A 22,613-nucleotide genomic window follows, 5' to 3' on the forward strand; every position below is an offset into this window, starting at 1 on the left:
CCAGTATGAATTGTTTTTTCTTACTAAACGAATATAGTGTTGATATGTTTTTACATTTTCAACTGATATGCTTTTAACTGATTATAGAAAAAGATTTTAACATACAGAGTGCAGTTAAGAAACTTAAAATGGGGAAGTAGATAAATTTGTTTAAACAAATTTATCTACTTCCCTTTTATAATAATCTTTTTTATCTACACATATGGTTTCAAAGTAAATATAATCAAAGAAAGGTAAAATGATTTATAGAAAGAAAGCGTTTTCAGGATTTGACCAGAGATTTTAGTATGCCCCTTAAAAAACAGTAAAAAAACTAACAGTTTCGGTAAACATACTTAATTAATTTTTATAGGAGAATAATTTATAATAGATAGGGTAAGAGGTTTACACCTTTTAGGTATAAATCGGATTGATTAAAACTATTTATAGGAGGGAACAAAATGAAGAAAATTAGAATTATTGCAATGGTTGCATTATTAGCAACTACTATAGCTTTCACAGGATGTGGAAACAAAACTGCAACAGATAATACTGATAACACACAACCGGAAGGGGTAGCAGATCCAATCAAAATAGTAGCTGCACATAACCAAACAAATACGGACAGTCCATATCAAACAGGCTTGTTAGAGTTTGAAAAAGTTGCAGAAGCTAATGGAGTATTTGATGTTGAAGTACATGCGGGAACAATCGGAACAAGCGAAGCTGAATTAGTTGAAAAATTAAAATTAGGAGCAGCTGATGTTGTACTAGTTTCTCCAGGATTTATGACTAAAACTGGTATTAAAGAAATAGATTTATTCTCATTACTTTATTTATTTGACAGCTATGACCACTGGGAAAAAGTTGTTGATGGTGATGTAGGTAAAGCAATGTCTGATATTATATATAACAAATCAAATGGAGAGTTTAAAGTATTAGGATACTGGACAGCAGCTGTTCGTCACTACTATGGTAAAACTCCTTTAAACTCAATCGAGGATGTTAAAGGATTAAAAATTCGTACTCAAACTTCTGGTGCTGTATCTGAGTATTGGACAAGCTTAGGTGCTATTCCAACAGCTGTAGCATGGGGAGAATTATACCAAGGTTTACAACAAGGTATTGTAGACGCAGCAGAAAATGCATACCCATACTTAGTTCCAATGGAGCATCATAAAACTACCAATGGTAAATACTTAACTGAAACTGGTCATGATTATACAACTCGTCTATTATTAGTAAATGCTAAGAAATTCGATAAAATGACTGATGATCAAAAAGCTGAACTTATGAAAGCTGCTGAAGCTTCTGTTGATGCAGAAAGAACTGCTATCTACAACGAAGAAGAATCTTACAAACAGCAATTAATTGATGATGGAGGAGTAGTAAATGAAATTGATAGAACTCCATTCATCGAGGCTGCAATCCCACTTCAAGATAAGATTGCAAAGGAATTAGGATTAGAAGAATTATTACAAGCTATAAGAGATGCAAAATAATTGTATGAAGGGGAGCTATGCTCCCCTTTGAAAATAAGAGGTGATAACATGAAAAAAGCGATTGACTTATTAGAAAGAATTCAAAAGTATATAGGGATAGCCTTTTTATCAATATTTATAGTAGTTGTAATTATTCAAATTATAGCAAGATACTTAGAAATATCTGTTTTATGGACTGAAGAAATAGCAGTATTTTCATTTATATGGGCTGTGTTTATGGGAGCATCAATTATGGTAAGAAAAGAAGCTCATTTTAGCTTTGACTTTTTAAAGTCGAAATTATCTGGGATAAAAAAACATATTCTCGATATTATCATTAATGTACTTATGCTTGGATTTACATTGTACATGTTAGTTTACGGAAAAGAGATTATGATTACATTTTGGAATTACAACTGGTATTCATTACCTGATTTCAAGATGGGATATGTTTGGGCAGTAATTCCACTTACTGGAATGCTTATGAGCATCTACATAATTGAGCATATAGTAAACAATATTATTCAGATGAGAGGAGGAAAATAATGTTTGCACTATTTTTAGTAATCTTATTTATAGTATTGATTGTAATAGGGACCCCAATAGCTTTCTCTATAGGAATTGTGTCTCTAATTGGTATTAGTAACATTGCAAACATACCAAATCTTGTGGTACCAATGAAGATGTTTTATGGCTTGAATTCCTTTGTATTATTAGCAGTTCCATTGTTTATTTTAACTGCAAACCTAATGAATGAAGGAAATATAACAAAAAAATTAATCGACTTATCCAATGCTTTAGTAGGACATGTTAAAGGTGGATTAGCTCATTCTAATATATTGGTTTCAATGATATTTGCTGGAGTTTCAGGTTCATCAACTGCTGATACAGCAGGTGTAGGTAAGATTTTGATACCAAGTATGATTGAAAGTGGATATGATAAGGAAACTGCCGTTGGAGTAACTGCTGCATCATCAACTATTGGTGGAATAATTCCTCCAAGTATAGTTATGGTTATTTACGGTGGACTTACAAATGCATCAATAAGTAAATTATTTTTGGGTGGAATGATTCCAGGAATCTTAATCGGACTAGGAATGATGTTTGTAGTTGGCATAATGGCTAAAAAGAAAGACTTTCCCCGATACGAGAAAACAGATGCAAAAACTAAGATCAAATTGATTAGAGAATCAATTCCTGCTTTATTAACTCCTATGATTATAATAGGCGGGGTAGTAACTGGATGGTACACAGCTACTGAAGCTGCTGCATTCTCATCAGTATATGCATTTCTAGTAGGAATGTTCTATTACAAAACCATAAAGTTGAAAAGCATTCCTAGAATATTAGAAGAAACATTAAAACTAAGCTCTTTATCTTTATTTGCTTTAGCAACTGCTAGCGCTCTTGGAGAATTATTAGGATATTATAGAGTTGGTTCTTATGTGCAAGGATTCTTTATGAATACTGTTTCATCTCCAATAGGCTTTTTAGCAATAGTTGTATTATTCTTCTTATTTGTAGGAACATTTATGGATGCAATACCTGCAATGATTTTATTTGTACCGATAATTTTACCAGCAGCCACCTTATTAGGTATTTCTAACGTTCACTTAGGGATTATAATAGTAATTACATTATCAATTGGATTGGTTACACCACCATATGGTTTATGTCTATTGATAGCAGCTTCAATCGGAGAATTAGGAGTAGAAAGATCCTTTAAAGCAGTTTTACCGTATATAAGTATAATTTTGATGGTGTTAGTTTTAATAATTGTATTCCCACAAATAGTTCTTATTTAAAAATAAAAAAAGAGGAGGTTATAATATGACAAAGAAAATAGTAATTACTTCAGAGTTCTTTGGAAAGTTTTCAGATGAGGGAGAAAAAATCTTACTAGATGCTGGTTTTGAAGTGATAGAAAATCCATATAAAAAGCTTTTGGATGAAGATGAAGTTATTTCAATAATAGGCGAAGCTGATGGAATAATATGTGATCTAGAAGGAATAACTAAAAAAGTAATTGATGGTGCACCAAATCTGAAGATTATTTCAAGAAGAGGTGTGGGTACAGATTCTGTGGATGTAGAATATGCAAAGGAAAAAGAAATAGTTGTGTCAAGGACATTAGGCGTCGTTGAAAAGCCTGTAGCTGAGCTTGTTATGTCATATATATTGAATATAAATAGAAAAATAAGTGAATTAAATAAAGAAATGAAAATGGGCAATTGGACTAAACTCTTAGGGAATAGCCTAGAAGGAAAAGTACTTGGGATAATGGGAATGGGCAATATAGGTAGAGAAGTTGCAAGGAAAGCAAAAGCTTTTGATATGAAAATAATTTACACTGATGCAAGAAGAAATGAAAAAGCTGAAGAAGAATTAGGGGTAGAATTTGTTAGTTTTGAAGAATTGATGGCGGGGTCCGATGCAATTAGCATACATGTACCATTATTGGAATCAACAAGAGGAAAGATTAACTATGAAGCAATGAAAGCCATGAAAAAGAAGCCTATTCTCATAAATACAGCAAGAGGACCAGTTATAAATGAAGCTGATTTATGTAAAGCTTTAGAAGAAGGAATGGTATCATTTGCAGCAATAGATGTCTATGATGTAGAACCCAAAACTGATTCACCTTTAAAAGAATATGACAATGTAATACTTACACCTCACGTAGGGACATTTACTGAAGAAGTATTTATAAATATGGATATATTAGCAGCAAAAAATATAGTTGATCACTTTAGATAAAGGATATGTTTTAGTTAGAATGAAATAGGATGTGGTATATATGTTAAGAAGTCAAGAAATGAGAGGTGTCGCTGCAGAAATTGACTCCTTAAAAATTGGAGCTGGTTGGACAATTGAAGAATTAGACAGACCTCAAGTTATGATTCAAAGCTCTGTTGGTGAAAGTCATCCAGGTAGTGTTCATTTAGGAGAATACGTAGAGTGTGTTAGAAAAGGGATTAATAAAAAGGGTGGAAGAGCAGCTCAGTATACTGTAACGGATATGTGTGATGGTATTGCACAAGGTCATGATGGAATGAATTATTCATTATTATCCAGAGAAATGATTGCCAATATGATTGAAGTACAGATGCAATCAACTCCTTTTGATGGAGCAGTTTTTTTATCTTCTTGTGATAAATCTGTTCCAGCTCATCTTATGGCAATGGCAAGAAATAATCTACCTTCAATCTTTGTTCCAGGTGGCGTTATGATGGCAGGAAAAAATAATCTTACACTGGAGCAAATTGGTACTTATCAAGCTAAATTTTTAAGAAAAGAAATAGACGAAGAAGAGTTCGCTTATTATAAACAAAAAGCTTGCACAGGTTGTGGAGCCTGTCAATTTATGGGAACTGCTGCAACTATGCAAATAATGGCTGAAGCTTTGGGAATGGCATTACCTGGCTCTGCTATTATGCCAGCTGCAATAGGTGGAATTCAGAAAATATCAACTGAGGCAGGTATACAAATTTTAGACCTTATCCATAAAGATATAACTCCAAAGAAGATAATGACAATGAAGGCTTTTGAAAATGCTATTATGGTGCATGCAGCCATTGCTGGCTCTACCAATTCCTTATTACATTTGCCTGCTATTGCTCATGAATTAGGCTTAGAGCTTCCAGCGGAATTATTTGATGAAATTCATAGAAAGATTCCGTATCTTTGCAATGTTCGGCCAAGTGGTTTTTATCCAGCAGAATATTATTGGTATGCAGGTGGAACTCCAGCGGTAATGGAGGAAATAAAAGAGCATTTACACCTTGATGTACTAACAGTAACAGGTAAAACATTAGGAGAAAACCTACTAGAACTAAAAGAAAGCGGATATTATGAAAAGTGTTATAGCTACTTGAAAGAAAAAGGCGTAGAGAAAACTTGTGTGATAAAAAGTTACAAAGATCCTATTCAACCACAAGGAGCAGTTGCAATTCTTAAAGGGAATTTAGCAACAGAGGGAGCTGTTGTAAAACACTCTGCTATTGATAAAGATATGCTTCAAGTTGTAGGAAGAGCAAGACCTTTTAACAGTGAAGAGGAAGCTTATAATGCAATAATTGAAGACAGAATTGACCCAGGTGATATTGTATTTATAAGATATGAGGGACCTAAAGGGTCAGGTATGCCTGAAATGTTCTATACTACCGAAGCTATAGCCTCTAATCCCAAGATTGCAAATTCAGTAGCTCTAATTACAGATGGAAGATTTTCTGGAGCCACAAGGGGGCCTGCTATAGGCCATGTATCACCTGAGGCTGCAGAAGGTGGAAATATTGCACTTGTAGAAGATGATGATCTAATCCAAATAGATATTCCAAATAGAATCTTGAATATTATCGGAGTAAAAGGTATAAGAAAAACAGAAGAAGAAATGGATGAGATTTTAAAAACTAGAAGAAACAATTATATTGAACCGCAGCTAAAAGAAAAAAGCGGAATACTAAAAATCTATTCTCGTCTAGCAGTATCACCTATGAAAGGTGGATACTTATCTGTTAGATAAACTACTGGGTAGTTTATCTATTTTTTTGAATTCTGAAGGACTCAAGCCAGTATATTTTTTAAACACTTGTGAAAAATATGCTGGGTCCTCAATACCTACTTTGATAGCGATTTCATAGGTTTTCATATTACCCAAGGATAAAAGATCTTTCGCCTTTTCTATTCGTGTTTTTGCAATTATTTCAGTTAAGGTAGAGCCAGTTTCTTGTTTTATTAAGCGACTAAGATAGCTGCTGTTTACGTGAGCTAATTCTGCGAGATCATTTAATTTTATTTGATTATCATAATTCAATTCAATATAACGGGTTACCTTTTTTATTATATAATTATCCTGTGAATTCAGATAAGACAATCTATCTATAGAAGATAGGATTACCTTCTCTAGAATATTAGTTAAATCACTTATTGAATCACAATTTAGTATATTTGTATAAGTTTTGCTAGAGTTCTCTACTATTTCAGATAGATTAATATAATGATTAAGCAAAAGCTTAAAAGAAAGTGAGGAAATCAAAATACCAATATTTTTAATGTACTCTATTGGTTGCCTAGATGATTTTAATTCATAAATAAATTTATTCATAGTAGATAGAGCAATATCCCGGTTACTAGATTTTATTGAATCGATAATTTTATCTACATAATTATGCTTTAATGTTTTATCTAACTTAGATGTAGTTGGAGCATAATCAGAATAGGTAAAAATATTATTATCCTCATAAAATCTTAAAGATAAAGATTCTGTTGCCTCTTTGTAAGCTGTATGAACTTGTTCTAAGTTCTTGTGTAGATTGCTTATACCTAGAGAAATAGATATGTTCATAAAATTACTAAAAAAATCAAGTAACTCCTTGCTTTTATTTAAAAAAAATGTGGTAGAATCTTCATCAATATTTTTTTCTACATTAATTATGGTACAGATGGAGTTGCAATCAATTGTAATATTATAATGAGTAAAATCTTTAAATATAATGGATACAAATTTTTTGATTTCTCCAAGTATATTCTTCTTATTTTCTTTAATATCAATAAGTTCACTGTCTGTATTGGTTGTGAATTTAAAGTATAAAACATGATAAGTTTTTAAACTTATGTTTAAATCTTTTATTGTATTTTGGATAGTAGTTTGATTTTGATGAAGTCCATTTATAAAATCATATAAAAATTTCTCTTGAAGAAGGCTTAAATTCTCATTAAGCTTGTCTTTCATAGATTCTAATTTTTGAGATTTTAATCTTTCCTCAGAGATAATCTTTATAGCAGTTTCAATAGCTTGAGTAATCTTATTATTGGAAGATGGTTTCAAAACAAAGTCTACCACATTGTATCTTATGGCAGATTGGGCGTATTCAAAATCTGAGTAACCTGTCAGGATAATAACCTTAATATGAGGAAAATTTTCATGAATATACTTTGATAAGTCTATACCATCCATTCCAGGCATCTTGATATCTGAAATTATAATATCAGGTTTATCAGTTTCTATTAGTTCCTTTGCTTCTAAACCATTTGTAGCTTCACAGGTTACTTTGCAATTCATTGAATCCCATTGTATGAAATTTGCAATACCTTTTCTAATTATTGGCTCATCATCAACTATCATAATAGAATACATTAATAATCCCCCTTATCAATTGGAATCTTTATAGTTGCTGTTGTACCTTTATTAATCTTACTTTCTACGGTTATTCCATAAACTTCTCCGTAAAATAATTTGATTCGTTGATTTATATTTGTAAGGCCTATATGTTTACGACCATTTTCATTATTATCAGAGTTATTTATTAAATGCTTATTTAATTCCTTAGTATCAAAACCAATGCCGTTATCAGTAACCATTAAATATACTGAATCCTCTTTTGAATAAATTTTTATATTCAAATCACCATTACCAATCTTATTTTCTAGACCATGAACTACTGCATTTTCTACTATAGTTTGAAGAGAAAGTTTTGGTATAAATAAACTTAGCAAATCGTCATTTTCAATATAAATATGGATATGTATTTTATCTCCGAAGCGAATATTCTGCAAATCTAGATAAAAATTCACATATTTTAATTCTTCTTTTATTTTGATTTTTTCTTGATTACTAAAAGTAAAATTTGATCTTAATAATTCTCCTAAGGAGTGTACCATGACAGTAATATTTTCATTTCCAGACATTTTAGCTTCCCAACTTATAGTCTCTAATACATTAAAAATAAAATGTGGGTTAATTTGAGCTTGCAATGCCTTTAATTCTGATTCCTTTAAAAGGAGTTGTTTTTTATAGACTTCATTGAATAAATTTTCTATCTCATCAAGCATGTTATTAAAGGTTAAACTAACTTGATTTAATTCTGTATATCTATACTTTGGCATTTTAGATTTAAAATTTTTATTCTTAACTTTTTTTATATGCTCAATTAAATCATTGAAGGGCTTGGTTATTGTGGCTGCAGCATAAAAACTTATAGATAAAGCTAAGAGGATTGTTGCAAGTATTATAAAGGTATACTTAGTTATAATACCTATGGAGGTAATTTCATTTTTGGGAACCATTATAATTGAAGTTAATCCAAGATCGTCTATATCTTGGCTACCTATAAAGTAGATTTCATTATTGTATTTAAATTCTTTGTTTGAATTAACTGCATTGTAAAATGACTTATTCACTCTAAATTGTGAGCCGATTTTATTTCTATCTGTGTGATAAATGATATTTTTGTTCTTATCTATTATCAAAGCTATATATTTTTTTTCTTCAAGTGAAGTTATAAATTTATTATTCAATTCATCTTCATTTATGCTAAGAATAAGCTTACCTATGGTTTCTTTTGAGATTAGGGGCTTAATGACTTTTATAAAATAAATTACATTATATTTTTGTGAAGGAAGAATTATTGTTTCTTCAGTTTTTTTATCTTCTAAATTATTATACAAATTGATATGGTCAGCTATAAAATCTTCACCATGAAGATAGTCATGATGAAGATAAAAAAAGTTGTCTTCTTTTTCAAATACAAAAACAGATTTCAATAATCCACTGTTCCAACCATAATCATGAATAACATTATACTTTAATTGAGACTCAATTTCCAATCTAGTCAGTGATTTTAGGGAGTCAGTTTGCTCTTCTCTGTTAAGTTTTAAAAGGTTTGAGCGTATCTTTTGATTAGATAAAAAAAGATTAAATGAGTTATCTATTATTCTATATTTTGAAACTACGCTATCTGTAATTTGATGAAGTGGTTCCTCTATTTCTTTACTTAAGTTTTGTGTTAGTAAATTATTATAAACAAAATAATAAAGATAACCTCCAAAAAGTGACAAAGGAAGCATAACGGTTAATGTGACTAAAAGAATGACTTTATATCTAAAAGAATTCTTTATAAGCAAGTGGGTATTAATTAAAAAGGATTTTATATTTTTAATAGTATTGGAAAGAGTGGTTTTCTTAAACATTGTAAAGCCTCATTTCTTATATATTTAAAGCTTAAAGTTCTAGTGGATTCTTTAATATAATTATACTATGATTTTTAAATAAAGGTTATTGAATAATAAAATTAGTCAAAACAGGTAAAAAAATTTATAGAAAAGTAAAATATCTTATATTACTCAAGCCCCAATGAATATATATGAGGAAATTGAAAGAATATGGGGGCAAAAATGGGAAAGTTAGAAGAGTGTATCTTCGAGGAAATACATACAAAGGCTTCTACTTATACTATGACTATATTTTAGACTAGAAAAGCGCAAATAGAATTATGGTTAAATATCTCCTATATAAATTAAATTCAAATCAAGTTTTACCATAAAGCAATTAAATATCATAGAAGAATTATCTTACCATACAACAAAACTCTATAATATAGCTAATTATGATTTAAGAGAGAATGGTTTTAAATCTTATGTAGATATTGAAAATGCTTTTAAATCAAATTGGCATTGTGATTTTTGCATAGTCATACAAGACAACAAGCATTTAAGGTGTTAGAGCAGAATTGGAAGTCATATTTTGCAAGTATTAAAGATTTTAAAGTAAATCCACGTGGTAGTTCACGTATTATTGTAATTGAATGTGGCTGATTTGAAAGAATTAAGAGAAGTTGAAAAGAATAAATTCTAGAGATGAGGAAATACTTATACATATTTATACCTATATAGCCCTATAATAATTTTATATTGGCTAAAGGGGTGAATTGATGAAAAACAATACTATCAACATAGTACTAGTAACTTTGATTATAGTTATATTTTGGGGATATTTTACAGTCATTAATTTAACATTTGAAAAGGATATAATAGAGCATCTAAAATCAGCAGAAAGATATGCAAAGAATGAAGATTGGAATAATGTGTTAGAAGTAGCTAGAGATATTAAGAAATCTTGGAATAAACAAAAACATTTACTAATGTTTAACTTTGCTGAGGCAGAATTTGCTGTTTTTGAAAACCATCTTAGCTATATAATTGGAGGAGCTGAAGGAAAACAATTAGATACAACATTAAGTAATATATTGGCTGCTCAGGATTTGTGGAATAATACAAAGCAATTCGTTCCAGAACCTTAAGTAGGAGTTTTATGAATGCTGTTATATATATACTAAGATGTATTGTTATGCTATTAGTAACTTGGACAGGAATAAGACTTATAGGAAAAAAATCAATAGCTGAAATGACATCCTACGATTTGGCTGCTATTATGCTACTAACAACTGTTTCGGCAGAACCTTTAGTTTATAAGATATCATCTAAGGCTACTGTTGGAGTTTTTACTATAGTTATAGCTACTGTTTTTCTTGGATCATTGTCACTTAAAAAATTTTTCTATAATATTGATTCTAAACCTTCAGTTGTTATTGCTGAGGGGAAAATAATTGAAAAAGAGCTAAAAAAGGCTCGTATGAATTTACCTCTCCTTGTATCAGAGCTTAGAATAAAGGGTTATCAGAATGTTTCTGATATTAAATATGCTATAGTTGAGCCAAGTGGTAAAATGTCAGTTATAGCTAAGTCCCAGGTAAGTCCTGTTACTCCAAAGGAAATAGGAATTCCTACAGCACCAGTAAACTTGAGCTTTCCCCTTATTATTGATGGAAAGGTAGATGATAAAAATCTTAATTTTCTTCAAAAAGATAGAGAATGGTTATTAGGTCAGCTGAAAGCCTTTAATGTTGGGAATTTTGAAGAAGTTCTGCTAGCACAATATGATTCATCAGGACAACTATTTGTGAATATTAAGAACAAAAAAATAGAAATTCCTAATATTTTTTAATATTTTTATAAACACTGGAAATAATACTTTTGAAAAAAATTACAAGGAGAGATAGATGTATGACTACAGCAAATAAATTAGAACAGGCTTTAGCCAGTGCTAAAGGGTTGGCAGCAGATTTAAAGACTTTCTCAATGGATACAAATGACCAAAATGCTAAGCAAATGTTTAATATGTTATCTACAAATGCAGATAATATTGCTCAGATGTTGCAAAATAGAGTTAATTTTGTTAAAAGTGAAGAACCGCAATACAATCAACAGCAATAAGAAAATAGGATTTAAAATACTAATGCATAGAATAAAGGTTAAACAAGAAAACGTCTGTGAATATTAAAATCAACAGACGTTTTCTTATCAAAATTATTTATAAGAAAAAACCATCATTAAATAAGGGTTTTAATAATCTTCAGTATTTCATTAATAAAATTTTTATTCATGGCATATAAGTTTAGAAATAAAAAAATACAAGAATAGAAGTGATTATATGAGTCATAGTTTTGATAAAAAGATATATACTAGATTAGGCTGTCCTGTTCATTATTGGGTATCTAAAAATAGTTCAGATAATTGGTTAATATTTCTTCATGGTGTAGGCTGTGACCACAGAATGTTTAAGGATCAGATAAATGCTATACCTAAAATCTATAATATTTTATTATGGGATGAAAGAGGTCATGGTAAATCTAGACCTTTAGGAAATAAATTATCCTTTAATATTGTAGTAGAAGATATTATTAAAATTATGAAAAGGGAAGACTGTAGTAAGGCCACTTTTATAGGACACTCTCAAGGTGGTCAGATTGCACAGGAGGTTACTTATAGATATCCTAATAAAGTAGAAAAGCTAATTCTTATAGGAAGTAATTGTAATACAAAAAAGCTTACAATTTTAGAAAAGTTAGCTATGACTTTAACACCAGCTTTGTTAAGATTATATCCATGGACCGATCTAATAAAACATAATATGAAGACATGCAGTAAAAATATAGATATTCAAAAATATGTTGAAGGATGCTATAAGAATATTGGTAGGAGAGATTATATAAATTTGATATTAGCAACTACAAAAGCATACCATTTTGAGGAAAAATATAATCCTAATAAAGCAATTCTATTTCTATATGGTGAGTATGATAATACATTGTATACAAAGGAAGCGTTAAGGTATTGGAATAAGATAGCAAATACGTGTAGGTGTCATATGATCAAAAATGCAGCCCATAATGCAAATCAAGATAATCCAAGTATGGTTAATGAGATAATATTAAAATTTCTAGATAAAAAAATAAAATAATATTATTGTAGTTTGAAAAATAATATAACTAGGGGTACCAAACGGTGAACTAAAAGCAGGATTACAATACATATCTCAAAGCTTTAGAATAAAAGACCCTGCAATAAAGGATTTGTTTTTGGATATTAGGGCAGAAAAATTTAGATGGTTGCCCAAACAATTAATCTACTAAATGAACATGAAGTAGACGCAGGTGGAGTTTATTATTCTAAATTTGATTTTTTATCTACATATACCTTTCCGGAACTATCAATTTGAGCTAAAAAGACATCTTTAAAATTTGATATATTTTGCAGCTTTAATTGTTCTATTAACCAGCTTTTTGTTATTCCCAATTTCATGAGGTTATTTTCTATTAGCTCTCCATCTTTTATAACAGATAGAGGTAAATTTGTATTATCAGAGGGAATACCCATATTCTTTGATGTAATAGGCTGTTTTTCTGATTTAAGTAATATACTCATTTTTCCATCTGGTTCCATTACAGCAAACTCAACATCAGCTACACTAAAGATTTTTTTCTCACGCAATTGTTCAAGCAAATTATCTGATGAAAGTCTCATATTGCTTAGATTTTTTTCAATTATCTTACCTTTTGAAATTACCATAGTAGGTGTACCTTCAAATAAAGCTCTGGCTCTTTTAGATTTTAGGGATAGGTATCCCATTATATAAGAAAGAATAGGGATACCAATTAATCCAACAATATAATAGAAAGGATTTGTCCTAGTATCAGAGATTAGCCCCCCTGCTAAAGTACCTAAAGTTGCAGCTGTAGCCATATTATAATATGTTATCTTACCCATTTCTTTCTTACCTAATATTCTTAAAACACCCCATATGAGAATGAAAGCTACTAAAATACGAATAGTTAAATTTATGGCAGTTATTAAAATCTCCTCCTTTACATGTAGTTTGTATTATTATTTACAATAAATCCTTTTCAAATACTATTGAGTTAGATTTTTATCAAAATTAATTATATCATAGAGTTGTTTAGCCATATTATAGATTTTAGTTTTAACTGTTTTTAAATTCAAGATAAAATGTAAACTAAAATAATAAAAAGAACTAAGATCAAAGAAACTCCCAACCTTATACATATGAATATATACAGATATACTTAAAAAGAGGAGTTAAAAGAATATACACAATAAAGAGAATATTAATATAGTGTATCTTGAAGGGAGAGTATATACAAAGGCTTCCATTCAAGTGATATAATGGAATGAAAGGAGAGAGTATAATGAAGAATTCTAAAGAGTTTAAACTTGTTGAGTGTCGAGGGACTCCTTATGAAATAGGCATACAGTGGGGAGAAGGCTGTAAAGAAAGTATTCTAAAAATTTCAGAAAACATTAATAATAGCATGGAGTATTTTCATCAAGCTTCAAAGGAACAAATTATTTCCCATGCAATGAAGTTTTTTCCAAAAGTTAGAGAATTTGATCCTTATCTGGTTGAAATAATGCGAGGGCAGGCTGATGCCACTGGCCTTAGTTTTGAAGAAATATTTACTCAGAAATGTTTTAATGAACTTACTTTAAACTATAATAATATTGCAGGCTTATGCACATCCTTTGCAGTCACAGGAAAGGCAACGGAAGATGGGAAAACTATTTTAGGACAAAATATAGATTTTCTTACTGGAACACCAATAGATTTATTGAAAATTCATCATTCTAATGGTATTGTACAATTTACATTAAGTTTTTCTAATTCCAGTGAATTAACATTTTCGTCTACTGGAATTGGTATTTGTGGAAATTCTACTATAGGTGAAGATTCCTCATCTAATATTCCCATGGGCTGTTATCTTCCTAAAGTGATGAGAGAGAAAAATATCAATGATGCCATGGGTATTCTTAAACAAGTTGCTAGTGGTCTTGGATACTATCATTTAGCAGATAGAAATGGCCATATATGTGGTATTGAGAGTATTCATAACGATTTTCAACTTTTATACCCAGAAAGAGATATGTTATTGCATTCAAATCATTATATTACAAAACGTTTTGAAAGAGTCGATACTGCACCACAATTACAACCTGATAGTTATAATCGATTAGATAGAATGCACAGTTTAATGAACGAGAGTTATGGTAACATAAATATTGAAAAAATTATGAAAATATTATCTGATCATGATGATTATCCAAATTCTATATGTCGTCACATTGATCCTAGTGCGGAAATATCATCTGAAACATTAGCATCATTTATCATGGTACCTGAAGAAGGGAATATATATATATCCGTCGGTAATCCCTGCGAATCTAATTATGTACGGTATGAATTTTAGATTTTATAGAAAATACTCTTAGTGGAGATGGAGAAGAGATTGATGCCTATGTGCTTGGGGAATTTGAGCCTTTAGATGAATATGAAGGAAAAGTAATTGGTATTATTAGAAGATTAGATGACAATGAGGATAAACTTGTAGTTGCAAAGGAATTAAATAGCTACGATAAGCTTCAGATAGCAGCACTAACAGAGTTCCAGGAAAGGTATTTTAAGTCCGAAATAATTACCTTTGACTATTTGAAGTCATCTATAAGAAATACAGCGAAGGCCTTAATAAGAAGAGAAAATGAATTATTAGTGCTAGAAGAGTTGGTGGAATTAATTTAGTAGTTAATCCTTCATTTTATATAAAAAGAAGGATTAAGGTATTGGAATAAGATAGCAAATACAAAATGCAGGTTTCATATGATCAAAAATTCAGTTCATAATACAAATCAAGATAATCCCAGTGTGGTTAATAATAGAATATCACAATTTTTTGATATACAAGTGTAAATACTTTTTTATCCTTAACTTAGATAGTAGCTTATGAAAATTAATTCTAGATTTATTAATTGAGAGAAATAAAATATTATGTAATGATATTGTTATATAGAATTTCTAGATTAACTTACGAGGGGGAACTAAGATGATAATTTTAGTAAATGGTGCATTCGGAGCAGGTAAAACTACGACAGCGAATATATTAGTGGAAAGAGTGGAAAATAGTATAATTTTCGATCCCGAGGAAGTTGGATTTATGATACGCAAAATTACTGAAGGAGTAAGGTATGGAAAAGAAGATACTGATGATTTTCAAGATATAGAAATATGGAAAGTTCTTGTTGTAAATATAGCAAGAGAATTAAAAGAAAAATATAGAAAAAATCTTATAATACCAATGACTATATATAAGGAAAAAAACTTTCAATATATAGTAAAGGGCTTAGAGGAGATAGACAAAGATTTTTATCATTTTTATCTGAATGGAGAATACTCTACTATCCAAGCTAGACTTATAAAAAGAGGAGATAAAATTGGTGGGTGGACATTTAAAAGAATAGAACCATGTATAGAAGTCTTGTCAAACAATAGATTTGTAAAGCATATATATATTGATGGAAAAAACAAAGAAGAAGTAGTTGAAGAAATATTAATGAATATTAATAATGGGAATAGGCTAAAGTCCTTTGACTAAAAAGACAGGGAAAGAAAGTATTATAAAACATATTCGAACGAAGATGTTTAAGGGGCTTAAGTAAAGTGAAAATTGAATATTTTTGTTGGGGGAAATAAAATGACAAGGATATATTTTGTACGACATTCAAAGCCTGATTTTTCAATTAAAGATGATCTAAACAGACCACTTTGTGAAGAAGGTATAAGAGCTTGTAAAAAAATAACCGAATATTTATCTGATAAAAGAATTCATAAAGTGTATTCAAGTCCTTTTAAAAGGGCAGTAGATACAATAAAAGACTTTGCTGACCGATTTGAGTTTGAGATTGAAAAGGTTGAAGACTTGAGAGAAAGAAAAGTTGCTGATATTTGGATAGAAGATTTTAATGAATTTGCTAAAAAACAGTGGGAAGATTTTAATTATAAATTGAGTAACGGTGAGAATTTGAATGAAGTGCAAACTAGAAATATTAATGTAATCCATAAAATTTTGAAAAGCAATGCGGATAAAAACATTGTAATTGGAACCCATGGAACTGCTCTTAGTACCATTATTAATTATTATGACAAGAGTTTTGATTATAGTGTATTTAGTAGAATTAAAAATCTTATGCTCTTCATAGTCTTCATTGATTTTGAAGGCTTGAATGCAATAAATATACAAGAAGTTATTATAAAATGAAGAAAAATAAAATTTTGCTTAAAGTGTTTATCTAAGCTTAGCACCACATATATTACAAAATTTTGGCAAAAACCTTTTTCCTAAAAAAGATCCACACCTAGGACATCTCCAATTATAATAGATATAAACTACTGGAGCAAGTAAAGCAAGAATAATTCCATACAATATTATTTTAGGGATTTTATTTAAATGACTTTCATAGATTGCAGAAATTAAAATTATAGCAGGATATACTAAAAGCATTAAAAATATAGTAATATATTGTCTAATCTCTCTTTTTCTAAACTCTTCTAATATCATTTTTTCATTGTATTTGTCATTTAGATTCATACTATATCTTCACCTCAATTATAAGTTATTTCATATTAAAGATATCATACTTTAACTATTAATAAAAGCTCAACTAAATCAAGTTTTATTGAATGAGGAAATTGTATAGTTCTACATATATTATGTAATTCTGCCAAGTTAGAATTATGCAACTTCCTCAATATAGATATTCCAGTAAAATAGTTAATTTATACATTTCAAAATTCTTTAAAAATGCTGGATATTTTGAGATGTATAAATTAAGTTTTACTATGAGAATATGGGGGAATATATTTTTCAAATTTTAAAAAGTGGATAAGCCAGTGGCTTCCTGAATACGATAAATAATAGTTTTTATAAAGGACTTAGATTTATAATCTTCATAATTAACTGTATAATAGCCATTTTCATTATTCCAAATTCTTTTGAAATATGATTTGATGTCTTTACTTAATTTTTTAGTAGGTTTTGTTTTTATCAGTAAATTAGTCTCTAAATTATAATTATCAATATTTCTTCTAGTCAGGTTTGCTGACCCACCAATTATAATAGATTGGTTTTTCTTTTCTATAAAAATCAGCTTAGCGTGATATTGCTCTCCATGTGTATCATACCACCTTATATTCACTTTATTGTTTGTTTTTTTAATTATTTCATGTGCTGCTTGTCTATTTGGTATCCCATTTTTCTTTATACCAAAAGCATCTTTATTAGGATCTAAAATGATTTTTACTATTACCCCTCTATTCCCTGCATCTATAATAGACTTGATTATTTTTCTATGTGATAGATAAAACATACCAATTGTTATTTTATCATTTTTATTGGTTTTATTTATTGAACTTATAATATTATCTCTAATCTTTCCTTCAGTAATAACTTGTACAGTTGTATCTGATTTCTTAGAATTTGTAAAGGATATTTTCGCTTCCTCAAGATTAGTATTTTTATATCCTGATAACCTTGCAATTTCTAATTCAGTCTGTATTAAATCATATAAAATTTTTCCACTTACTTCAAAAGCTATATTGGAATGGTAACTACTAGCATCATGGGGATTTGCAGAAGATACAATTGCACTTTTATCAGTAATAAGTACTTTTCTATGGTTTGCTTTGAAATTTAGAAGTTTAAGATAACCTCTTAATGTTACTTTAGGGGAATTAGCACCAAATGGGCTAGGAAGCCATCCTTTACCCTCTGTTCCAAACCATTTAAGCAAAGTTCTCCATATCCCTGAATATAAGGGGTTAGAGTCTCTCAGAACTTCACTATTAGTAATTACTACATCAATACCATTTTCTTTTAATTTCTTAATATATTTAGATTCGTATGCTCCATAAAAATTATTGATTTCATCTGTAATAAAAAGTATATTTATATTTGGGTTTTCTTTTTTCTTTTTAATAATGGCATTTGTAAGTTTTTTTGATATTTGTGGGAAGTCATATTTTGAATCATAGTAATCATTGAATAAAAACATATCTATAATAATAAAATCTTCAGCTTGGTTTATTGTACTTAACCAGCTACTAAATATGGCTTGATCATAGTTCTTTTTATCTGAATGAATTTTACTCATATATGTGAGATCGTAAAGAAATTTTATGTCAGAATCATACCTTATGGGTCCTTGAACTGAAATTTCTTTTGGAATGGGTGTTATAAATCCATTAATAATACATATTAATATAATTCCTAATAGAAAATATTTAAATAGATAGCTCTTTTTTTGTTTATTAACAGTCTTATTGATCATAAAAAATCTCCTTTTAGATTTATTTATTGAAATTTTTAATAGTATATTCAACAAAATTTGACAAAAAGCATTATGAAAAGATTTTAACACAGATCAATAATGATTTACAGCTATTTTATAAATAAGATAAAAAAATACTTATAAATAAAGGGAAATTAAAATTTATCCATTGCTTTACTGTAAGAAAGCAAGATTTTACTTTATTACATAAAGTAAAGTCTTGTCTGTATCTATTATCCTATGCAGTTTTTTATTCTTCAAGTGTAGCAATTTAAATAAACAAGCACTATTTTCTATTATAAACTGATTTCATATACTTTACATAATATTTCAATGATTTCTTTTTCTGAATAAGGGGATTGTTGTATAAATTCTTGTGCGTCTTTCATAATCATATCTAGATCTTTCCAGTGTTTGTATTTTTTATGTTTATCTTCTCTCTTTATACCAACAACCTCAGCCAATAAATTCGCATAATTAATAATAGAATAATTATAGTTCTTTTCTTCAAGAGAAAAAAATTCGTGACAAAAATGACAAACATCTATTAGTAAATCAGCGTTTGTATTTGCTGCTTCTTGAAGTCGCTCTTCCTTTACCTTATTAGAACTATCTTTCAAATGAAGAGTACACCAACTTCCACAACAAGAGGTATTACGTCCATGACGAGGCATTTCTATTAATTGGATTCCAGGGATATTATTTAATATATCTCTGGTTCCTGTTAAATCTAAACCAGTATAAGCAGATTTACATGGTTCATGGAGAGTTACTTTCGTATTAGGCATTTCTTTAATAGGTAACTTTTCCATATGTTCTGAAACAAATTGTGAAAAAGAAACTACTTTAAAAGGAATGTCTTTAATTATAGGAACTGTTTTATCAAAGCGACATTGGCAAGTAGGGCACCAGAAAATCACTGTTTCTGGATTATATGATGCGAGTTTATCTACCAAAGTATTAATATTTTTTTCTCCTTTTTCGATTTTACCAAAGTATAATTCATTGTTACCACAACAATAATCTAGCCCTGGTACAAATGCATAATCTTTTGTTATAGTATCTATGATATCTAAAGCATTTAATATTTTTTCAGGCTGAAAATATACGTTACATCCAGGAAAAAAAACATATTTAGAACTTTTTTTCTCAGAACTTGACGTTATTTTTGTATAATCTTCTTTAGATACTTGTATGCTTGATAATATTTTATGAATAGAGTTATAATCTTTTGGATTACTATACTGATCTTCTAAATCAGAGTTTTTTATATACTCAGATCTAATTATTTCATTCATAACCATAGGATTTAACCCTTGAGGGCATATGCCTTCCACACATTTATAACATTCCACACAAGAGAAAGCTTTTGTATAAACTGTGTCATTTTTAGATCCATTTTTTAAAAAATCTAAACAGTCTTTTTGAATTTTTTTAGGTGGCAAGTCCCTTAAATCAGTTTTATCTACAATAGAACAATGCTTGACACATAATCCGCATTCAATACAATTTTCTATCATTTTCTGTTTTTCAGTTTTGTAAAAATTTGTTAACCATTCTTCCATTTCAATTTCTCCTCATATAAATAAATTTGGTTCTATGTATTTAATTATATTTTATATTTTTTTCACTACCTTGACAAATAGACTTATTGAATGTTTTAGTTATCCTTATTTTTTATCTTTTTATTTCATCATAAAGTTTAAAAGTGAGCTTGACCCTGTCAGTATATTGGAGCTGTGATTATGCTGTCTAAACCTGTTGAGTATAGAAGATAGGTATGGTAATATAAACTGTTGTAGTAATCAAATGGGAGGTTTACTCTTTGAAAAATAAAATACTTGCAATTGGTTCAATTATGCTAACAGTTATATCATTTTTTATGATGGTTGACACTAAATATTTTGGATCATTAGGGGATTATATAATACAAGGAATGGGATTAAAGGCTTGGTCTGGTAATTGTGTGTTTTTTTATTATGAAAAATGGAAGAAAGATACTATATCCAGAAGAGTTAATAAAATTAATTTAGAATTTAATCGTCGTTTGAAGTATCATATAAATCACCAATTTATAAGGCAGAGGTTAATAATTAATAAATAATCAAACATCAATATAATCCCTATCTAATACAAAGAAGTGGATTATTTTTAAAGTTGTTATGAAATACAATATATGGTAATATCATGTTAGAATGTTTTAAAGGTTTGAATGATCTAGAAAGGTTGTTTGTTGATGAAAAAAATTATATATTCAACTATGATTATTATTTTTATTATTATGTTAATATCTTGTAATAAAGAAAAATTAGAGTTTCAGGAGGTTTCTCCATTTTCAGAGGAACTTGCAGCTGTTAAAGTTAATGAAGGATATTGTTATATTGATAAAAATGGTAATCTTTCAATAAAGGATTTCTATGACAAAGCTGAAGAATTTAGAAATGGTATAGCTTGGGTAAAGAAAGATAATTATTGGGGAGTTATTAATAAAAATGGTGAGTATATCATAAATCCTAAATATGAAAATATACAGTCGTTTTTAGATCAAATCTATGTTGTTAAAGGAGAAGAAGGTTTTGGTTGTGTAGATAGTCAAGGAAAGGAAGTAGTCCCTGCTGTTTTTACCAAGGTTGATCCTGTCAATGAAGAATATGTTATAGTAAAAGAGAAAGATAATTATAAATATGGGTGTATTAATATAAAAAGTGGGGATATCATAATAAATCCTATTTATGATAAAATAGATTTTCAATTATCAAATGAAATAATATTTGTAAGAAAAAATGGTAAATGGGGTCTTCTAAATACAAAAGGCAATGTGGTTTTTCCTCCTAAATACGTCTATATTAGTTCTTTTTCTAATTCGATTGCTTTAGCAAGAACAGAGGATTATAAATACAGCTTAATCAATATTAATGGAGATGTAGTAAAAGAATTAGAATTTAATGGATTAGATATAAATATAGATAATACTAAATTTCATGAAGGTTTTACAATAATAGAATCAAATGATAAGTTTGGTTATATTAATGAAAGAGGAGAAATTATAGCAAAACCTAAATATGAAAGTGCCAGACGTTTTTATAATGGAATGGCTAGAGTAAAGTATGAAGGCAAATGGGGCGCTATTAATAAACAGGGTGAAATGATAATAAAGCCTGCATATGAAGAAATTGGTCTATTTACTGAAAATATTGCTCCTATTTGTTACAAATATGACGATGAAAACAAGTATGGATACATAAATAATTTAGGTGAAGTAATTGTAGAAGCAAAGTATGATGATTTTACACATTTCAAAAATGGAATAGCTCAGGTTGAAACTAATAATAAATATGGGATAATAAATATAGAAGGAAAAGAGATTATAAAACCCATTTATGATGAAATTCAGCATTTCCCCAATAATACTTTATTAGTAACCTTACAAGATAAAAAGGGATTATTTAAAAGAAATGGAAAGCAATTAACTGAAGTATCTTTTGAAGAAATAGATTATCATGTTTCTGATGGACTGATTCCAGTAAAAAAACACAACAAATGGGGCTTTATTGATTTAAAAGGAAAAGCAATAATTGAACCTAAATATGATGATGTGACGTATTTTAATAATGGATTAGCTTTTGTGAAGCTTAACACCAAATGGATATGTATAGATAAAACTGGGAATAAAATTTTTAGTGAAATACATTAAAAATTTAATAATACAAGCATAATTTGCAAAAGATTAAAAGCTTTCTTTAAAGAAGGTTTAACAATTACTTGAGATTTCCCATAAAAACTTAGAAAGTTTTATTCATAGAAGATATTATCAAAGTGATTGGCAGAAATATATAAGGATAAATCAAGCCCTTTTTGTCAATA

Annotated in this window: 21 protein-coding genes; 15 read left to right on the forward strand and 6 right to left on the reverse strand. The window is 29.0% G+C overall.

The genetic code is table 11. From position 1 onward, the window contains the following. Window positions 1-440 precede the first annotated feature (440 nt). From B5X81_RS10000 to ilvD, 5 genes are read left to right on the forward strand one after another with little or no spacing between them, the layout of a single operon-like run. Window positions 441-1,481 carry a TRAP transporter substrate-binding protein gene (locus B5X81_RS10000; protein WP_079491396.1) on the forward strand — a complete coding sequence of 347 codons (1,041 nt, stop codon included), beginning with the start codon at window positions 441-443 and terminating at the stop codon, window positions 1,479-1,481. 48 nt (window positions 1,482-1,529) lie between these two features. Further along, window positions 1,530-2,006: a TRAP transporter small permease gene (locus tag B5X81_RS10005; RefSeq protein WP_079491398.1), complete on the forward strand. Its 477-nt coding sequence runs from the start codon at window positions 1,530-1,532 to the stop codon at window positions 2,004-2,006. Then, window positions 2,006-3,265: a TRAP transporter large permease gene (locus tag B5X81_RS10010; protein WP_079491400.1), complete on the forward strand. Its 1,260-nt coding sequence runs from the start codon at window positions 2,006-2,008 to the stop codon at window positions 3,263-3,265. The genes B5X81_RS10005 and B5X81_RS10010 overlap by 1 nt, the downstream gene beginning before the upstream one ends. A gap of 25 nt (window positions 3,266-3,290) precedes the next feature. Then, on the forward strand, window positions 3,291-4,217 hold the full coding sequence (locus tag B5X81_RS10015; RefSeq protein WP_079491402.1) for a phosphoglycerate dehydrogenase: 927 nt from the start codon (window positions 3,291-3,293) through the stop codon (window positions 4,215-4,217). A gap of 40 nt (window positions 4,218-4,257) precedes the next feature. Next, window positions 4,258-5,982, forward strand: a complete 1,725-nt coding sequence (gene ilvD, locus B5X81_RS10020) for a dihydroxy-acid dehydratase (RefSeq protein ID WP_079491404.1) — start codon at window positions 4,258-4,260, stop codon at window positions 5,980-5,982. On the opposite strand, the gene B5X81_RS10025 is transcribed toward ilvD, so the two are convergent. Together B5X81_RS10025 and B5X81_RS10030 are read right to left on the reverse strand one after the other, a co-directional pair. Next, a complete protein-coding gene (locus tag B5X81_RS10025; RefSeq protein ID WP_079491406.1) occupies window positions 5,968-7,596 on the reverse strand; it encodes a response regulator transcription factor in 1,629 nt (542 codons plus the stop codon). The two genes, ilvD and B5X81_RS10025, sit on opposite strands and share 15 nt — an antisense overlap. Further along, the gene (locus B5X81_RS10030; RefSeq protein WP_079491408.1) at window positions 7,596-9,428 is read right to left on the reverse strand and encodes a sensor histidine kinase; all 1,833 of its coding nucleotides are present in this window, start codon (window positions 9,426-9,428) and stop codon (window positions 7,596-7,598) included. The genes B5X81_RS10025 and B5X81_RS10030 overlap by 1 nt, the downstream gene beginning before the upstream one ends. A gap of 740 nt (window positions 9,429-10,168) precedes the next feature. Here B5X81_RS10030 and B5X81_RS10040 point away from each other — a divergent pair. The 4 genes from B5X81_RS10040 to B5X81_RS10055 all read left to right on the forward strand — a co-directional run bounded on the left by B5X81_RS10040 (window position 10,169) and on the right by B5X81_RS10055 (window position 12,537). Continuing rightward, window positions 10,169-10,537 (forward strand): DUF4363 family protein, encoded by a 369-nt coding sequence (locus B5X81_RS10040; RefSeq protein ID WP_079491410.1) that lies wholly within the window; start codon window positions 10,169-10,171, stop codon window positions 10,535-10,537. Window positions 10,538-10,548: 11 nt separating this feature from the next. Continuing rightward, window positions 10,549-11,241, forward strand: a complete 693-nt coding sequence (locus B5X81_RS10045; protein ID WP_079491412.1) for a DUF421 domain-containing protein — start codon at window positions 10,549-10,551, stop codon at window positions 11,239-11,241. 59 nt (window positions 11,242-11,300) lie between these two features. Further along, complete coding sequence (locus tag B5X81_RS10050; protein WP_079491414.1) at window positions 11,301-11,510, forward strand: DUF1657 domain-containing protein; 210 nt, start codon at window positions 11,301-11,303, stop codon at window positions 11,508-11,510. Window positions 11,511-11,727: 217 nt separating this feature from the next. Beyond that, window positions 11,728-12,537, forward strand: coding sequence for an alpha/beta fold hydrolase (locus B5X81_RS10055; protein WP_079491416.1), 810 nt, complete (start codon window positions 11,728-11,730; stop codon window positions 12,535-12,537). Between the two features lie 203 nt (window positions 12,538-12,740). On the opposite strand, the gene B5X81_RS10065 is transcribed toward B5X81_RS10055, so the two are convergent. Beyond that, window positions 12,741-13,433 carry a DUF421 domain-containing protein gene (locus B5X81_RS10065; RefSeq protein WP_330397366.1) on the reverse strand — a complete coding sequence of 231 codons (693 nt, stop codon included), beginning with the start codon at window positions 13,431-13,433 and terminating at the stop codon, window positions 12,741-12,743. A gap of 350 nt (window positions 13,434-13,783) precedes the next feature. Between B5X81_RS10065 and B5X81_RS10070 the strand changes: the two genes are divergently transcribed. The 4 genes from B5X81_RS10070 (at window position 13,784) to B5X81_RS10085 (ending at window position 16,681) form a co-directional block, all read left to right on the forward strand. Further along, entirely contained in the window at window positions 13,784-14,839 is a 1,056-nt protein-coding gene (locus B5X81_RS10070) for a C45 family autoproteolytic acyltransferase/hydolase (protein ID WP_170917360.1), read from the forward strand. Window positions 14,840-14,844: 5 nt separating this feature from the next. Further along, a complete protein-coding gene (locus B5X81_RS10075; RefSeq protein ID WP_330397367.1) occupies window positions 14,845-15,168 on the forward strand; it encodes a hypothetical protein in 324 nt (107 codons plus the stop codon). Between the two features lie 301 nt (window positions 15,169-15,469). Beyond that, window positions 15,470-16,018: an AAA family ATPase gene (locus B5X81_RS10080; protein WP_079491423.1), complete on the forward strand. Its 549-nt coding sequence runs from the start codon at window positions 15,470-15,472 to the stop codon at window positions 16,016-16,018. Window positions 16,019-16,117: 99 nt separating this feature from the next. Continuing rightward, entirely contained in the window at window positions 16,118-16,681 is a 564-nt protein-coding gene (locus tag B5X81_RS10085) for a histidine phosphatase family protein (protein WP_079491424.1), read from the forward strand. 27 nt (window positions 16,682-16,708) lie between these two features. Here the strand turns inward: B5X81_RS10085 and B5X81_RS10090 are convergent, their stop codons facing one another. From B5X81_RS10090 to B5X81_RS10100, 3 genes are all read right to left on the reverse strand, one after another. Continuing rightward, window positions 16,709-17,011: a hypothetical protein gene (locus B5X81_RS10090; protein ID WP_079491426.1), complete on the reverse strand. Its 303-nt coding sequence runs from the start codon at window positions 17,009-17,011 to the stop codon at window positions 16,709-16,711. A gap of 283 nt (window positions 17,012-17,294) precedes the next feature. Next, window positions 17,295-18,749, reverse strand: a complete 1,455-nt coding sequence (locus B5X81_RS10095; protein WP_079491427.1) for a phospholipase D family protein — start codon at window positions 18,747-18,749, stop codon at window positions 17,295-17,297. 296 nt (window positions 18,750-19,045) lie between these two features. Then, on the reverse strand, window positions 19,046-20,314 hold the full coding sequence (locus B5X81_RS10100) for a (Fe-S)-binding protein (protein ID WP_079491429.1): 1,269 nt from the start codon (window positions 20,312-20,314) through the stop codon (window positions 19,046-19,048). A 260-nt stretch (window positions 20,315-20,574) separates the two neighbouring features. Between B5X81_RS10100 and B5X81_RS10105 the strand changes: the two genes are divergently transcribed. Further along, window positions 20,575-20,853 carry a hypothetical protein gene (locus tag B5X81_RS10105; RefSeq protein ID WP_079491430.1) on the forward strand — a complete coding sequence of 93 codons (279 nt, stop codon included), beginning with the start codon at window positions 20,575-20,577 and terminating at the stop codon, window positions 20,851-20,853. Between the two features lie 132 nt (window positions 20,854-20,985). Continuing rightward, complete coding sequence (locus B5X81_RS10110) at window positions 20,986-22,443, forward strand: WG repeat-containing protein (RefSeq protein WP_079491432.1); 1,458 nt, start codon at window positions 20,986-20,988, stop codon at window positions 22,441-22,443. Window positions 22,444-22,613: the final 170 nt, after the last annotated feature.

It is taken from the genome of Maledivibacter halophilus, assembly GCF_900167445.1.
Lineage (GTDB): Bacteria > Bacillota > Clostridia > Peptostreptococcales > Caminicellaceae > Maledivibacter > Maledivibacter halophilus.

Coding starts and splice junctions, on each gene's coding strand:
- B5X81_RS10050 (WP_079491414.1), top strand. CDS start 11,301: ATGACTACAGCAAATAAATTAGAACAGGCTTTAGCCAGTGCTAAAGGG.
- B5X81_RS10025 (WP_079491406.1), bottom strand. CDS start 7,596: ATGTATTCTATTATGATAGTTGATGATGAGCCAATAATTAGAAAAGGT.
- B5X81_RS10055 (WP_079491416.1), top strand. CDS start 11,728: ATGAGTCATAGTTTTGATAAAAAGATATATACTAGATTAGGCTGTCCT.
- B5X81_RS10085 (WP_079491424.1), top strand. CDS start 16,118: ATGACAAGGATATATTTTGTACGACATTCAAAGCCTGATTTTTCAATT.
- B5X81_RS10080 (WP_079491423.1), top strand. CDS start 15,470: ATGATAATTTTAGTAAATGGTGCATTCGGAGCAGGTAAAACTACGACA.
- B5X81_RS10000 (WP_079491396.1), top strand. CDS start 441: ATGAAGAAAATTAGAATTATTGCAATGGTTGCATTATTAGCAACTACT.
- B5X81_RS10030 (WP_079491408.1), bottom strand. CDS start 9,428: ATGTTTAAGAAAACCACTCTTTCCAATACTATTAAAAATATAAAATCC.
- B5X81_RS10045 (WP_079491412.1), top strand. CDS start 10,549: ATGAATGCTGTTATATATATACTAAGATGTATTGTTATGCTATTAGTA.
- B5X81_RS10110 (WP_079491432.1), top strand. CDS start 20,986: ATGAAAAAAATTATATATTCAACTATGATTATTATTTTTATTATTATG.
- B5X81_RS10090 (WP_079491426.1), bottom strand. CDS start 17,011: ATGAATCTAAATGACAAATACAATGAAAAAATGATATTAGAAGAGTTT.
- B5X81_RS10015 (WP_079491402.1), top strand. CDS start 3,291: ATGACAAAGAAAATAGTAATTACTTCAGAGTTCTTTGGAAAGTTTTCA.
- B5X81_RS10095 (WP_079491427.1), bottom strand. CDS start 18,749: ATGATCAATAAGACTGTTAATAAACAAAAAAAGAGCTATCTATTTAAA.
- B5X81_RS10070 (WP_170917360.1), top strand. CDS start 13,784: ATGAAGAATTCTAAAGAGTTTAAACTTGTTGAGTGTCGAGGGACTCCT.
- B5X81_RS10005 (WP_079491398.1), top strand. CDS start 1,530: ATGAAAAAAGCGATTGACTTATTAGAAAGAATTCAAAAGTATATAGGG.
- B5X81_RS10010 (WP_079491400.1), top strand. CDS start 2,006: ATGTTTGCACTATTTTTAGTAATCTTATTTATAGTATTGATTGTAATA.
- ilvD (WP_079491404.1), top strand. CDS start 4,258: ATGTTAAGAAGTCAAGAAATGAGAGGTGTCGCTGCAGAAATTGACTCC.
- B5X81_RS10100 (WP_079491429.1), bottom strand. CDS start 20,314: ATGGAAGAATGGTTAACAAATTTTTACAAAACTGAAAAACAGAAAATG.
- B5X81_RS10040 (WP_079491410.1), top strand. CDS start 10,169: ATGAAAAACAATACTATCAACATAGTACTAGTAACTTTGATTATAGTT.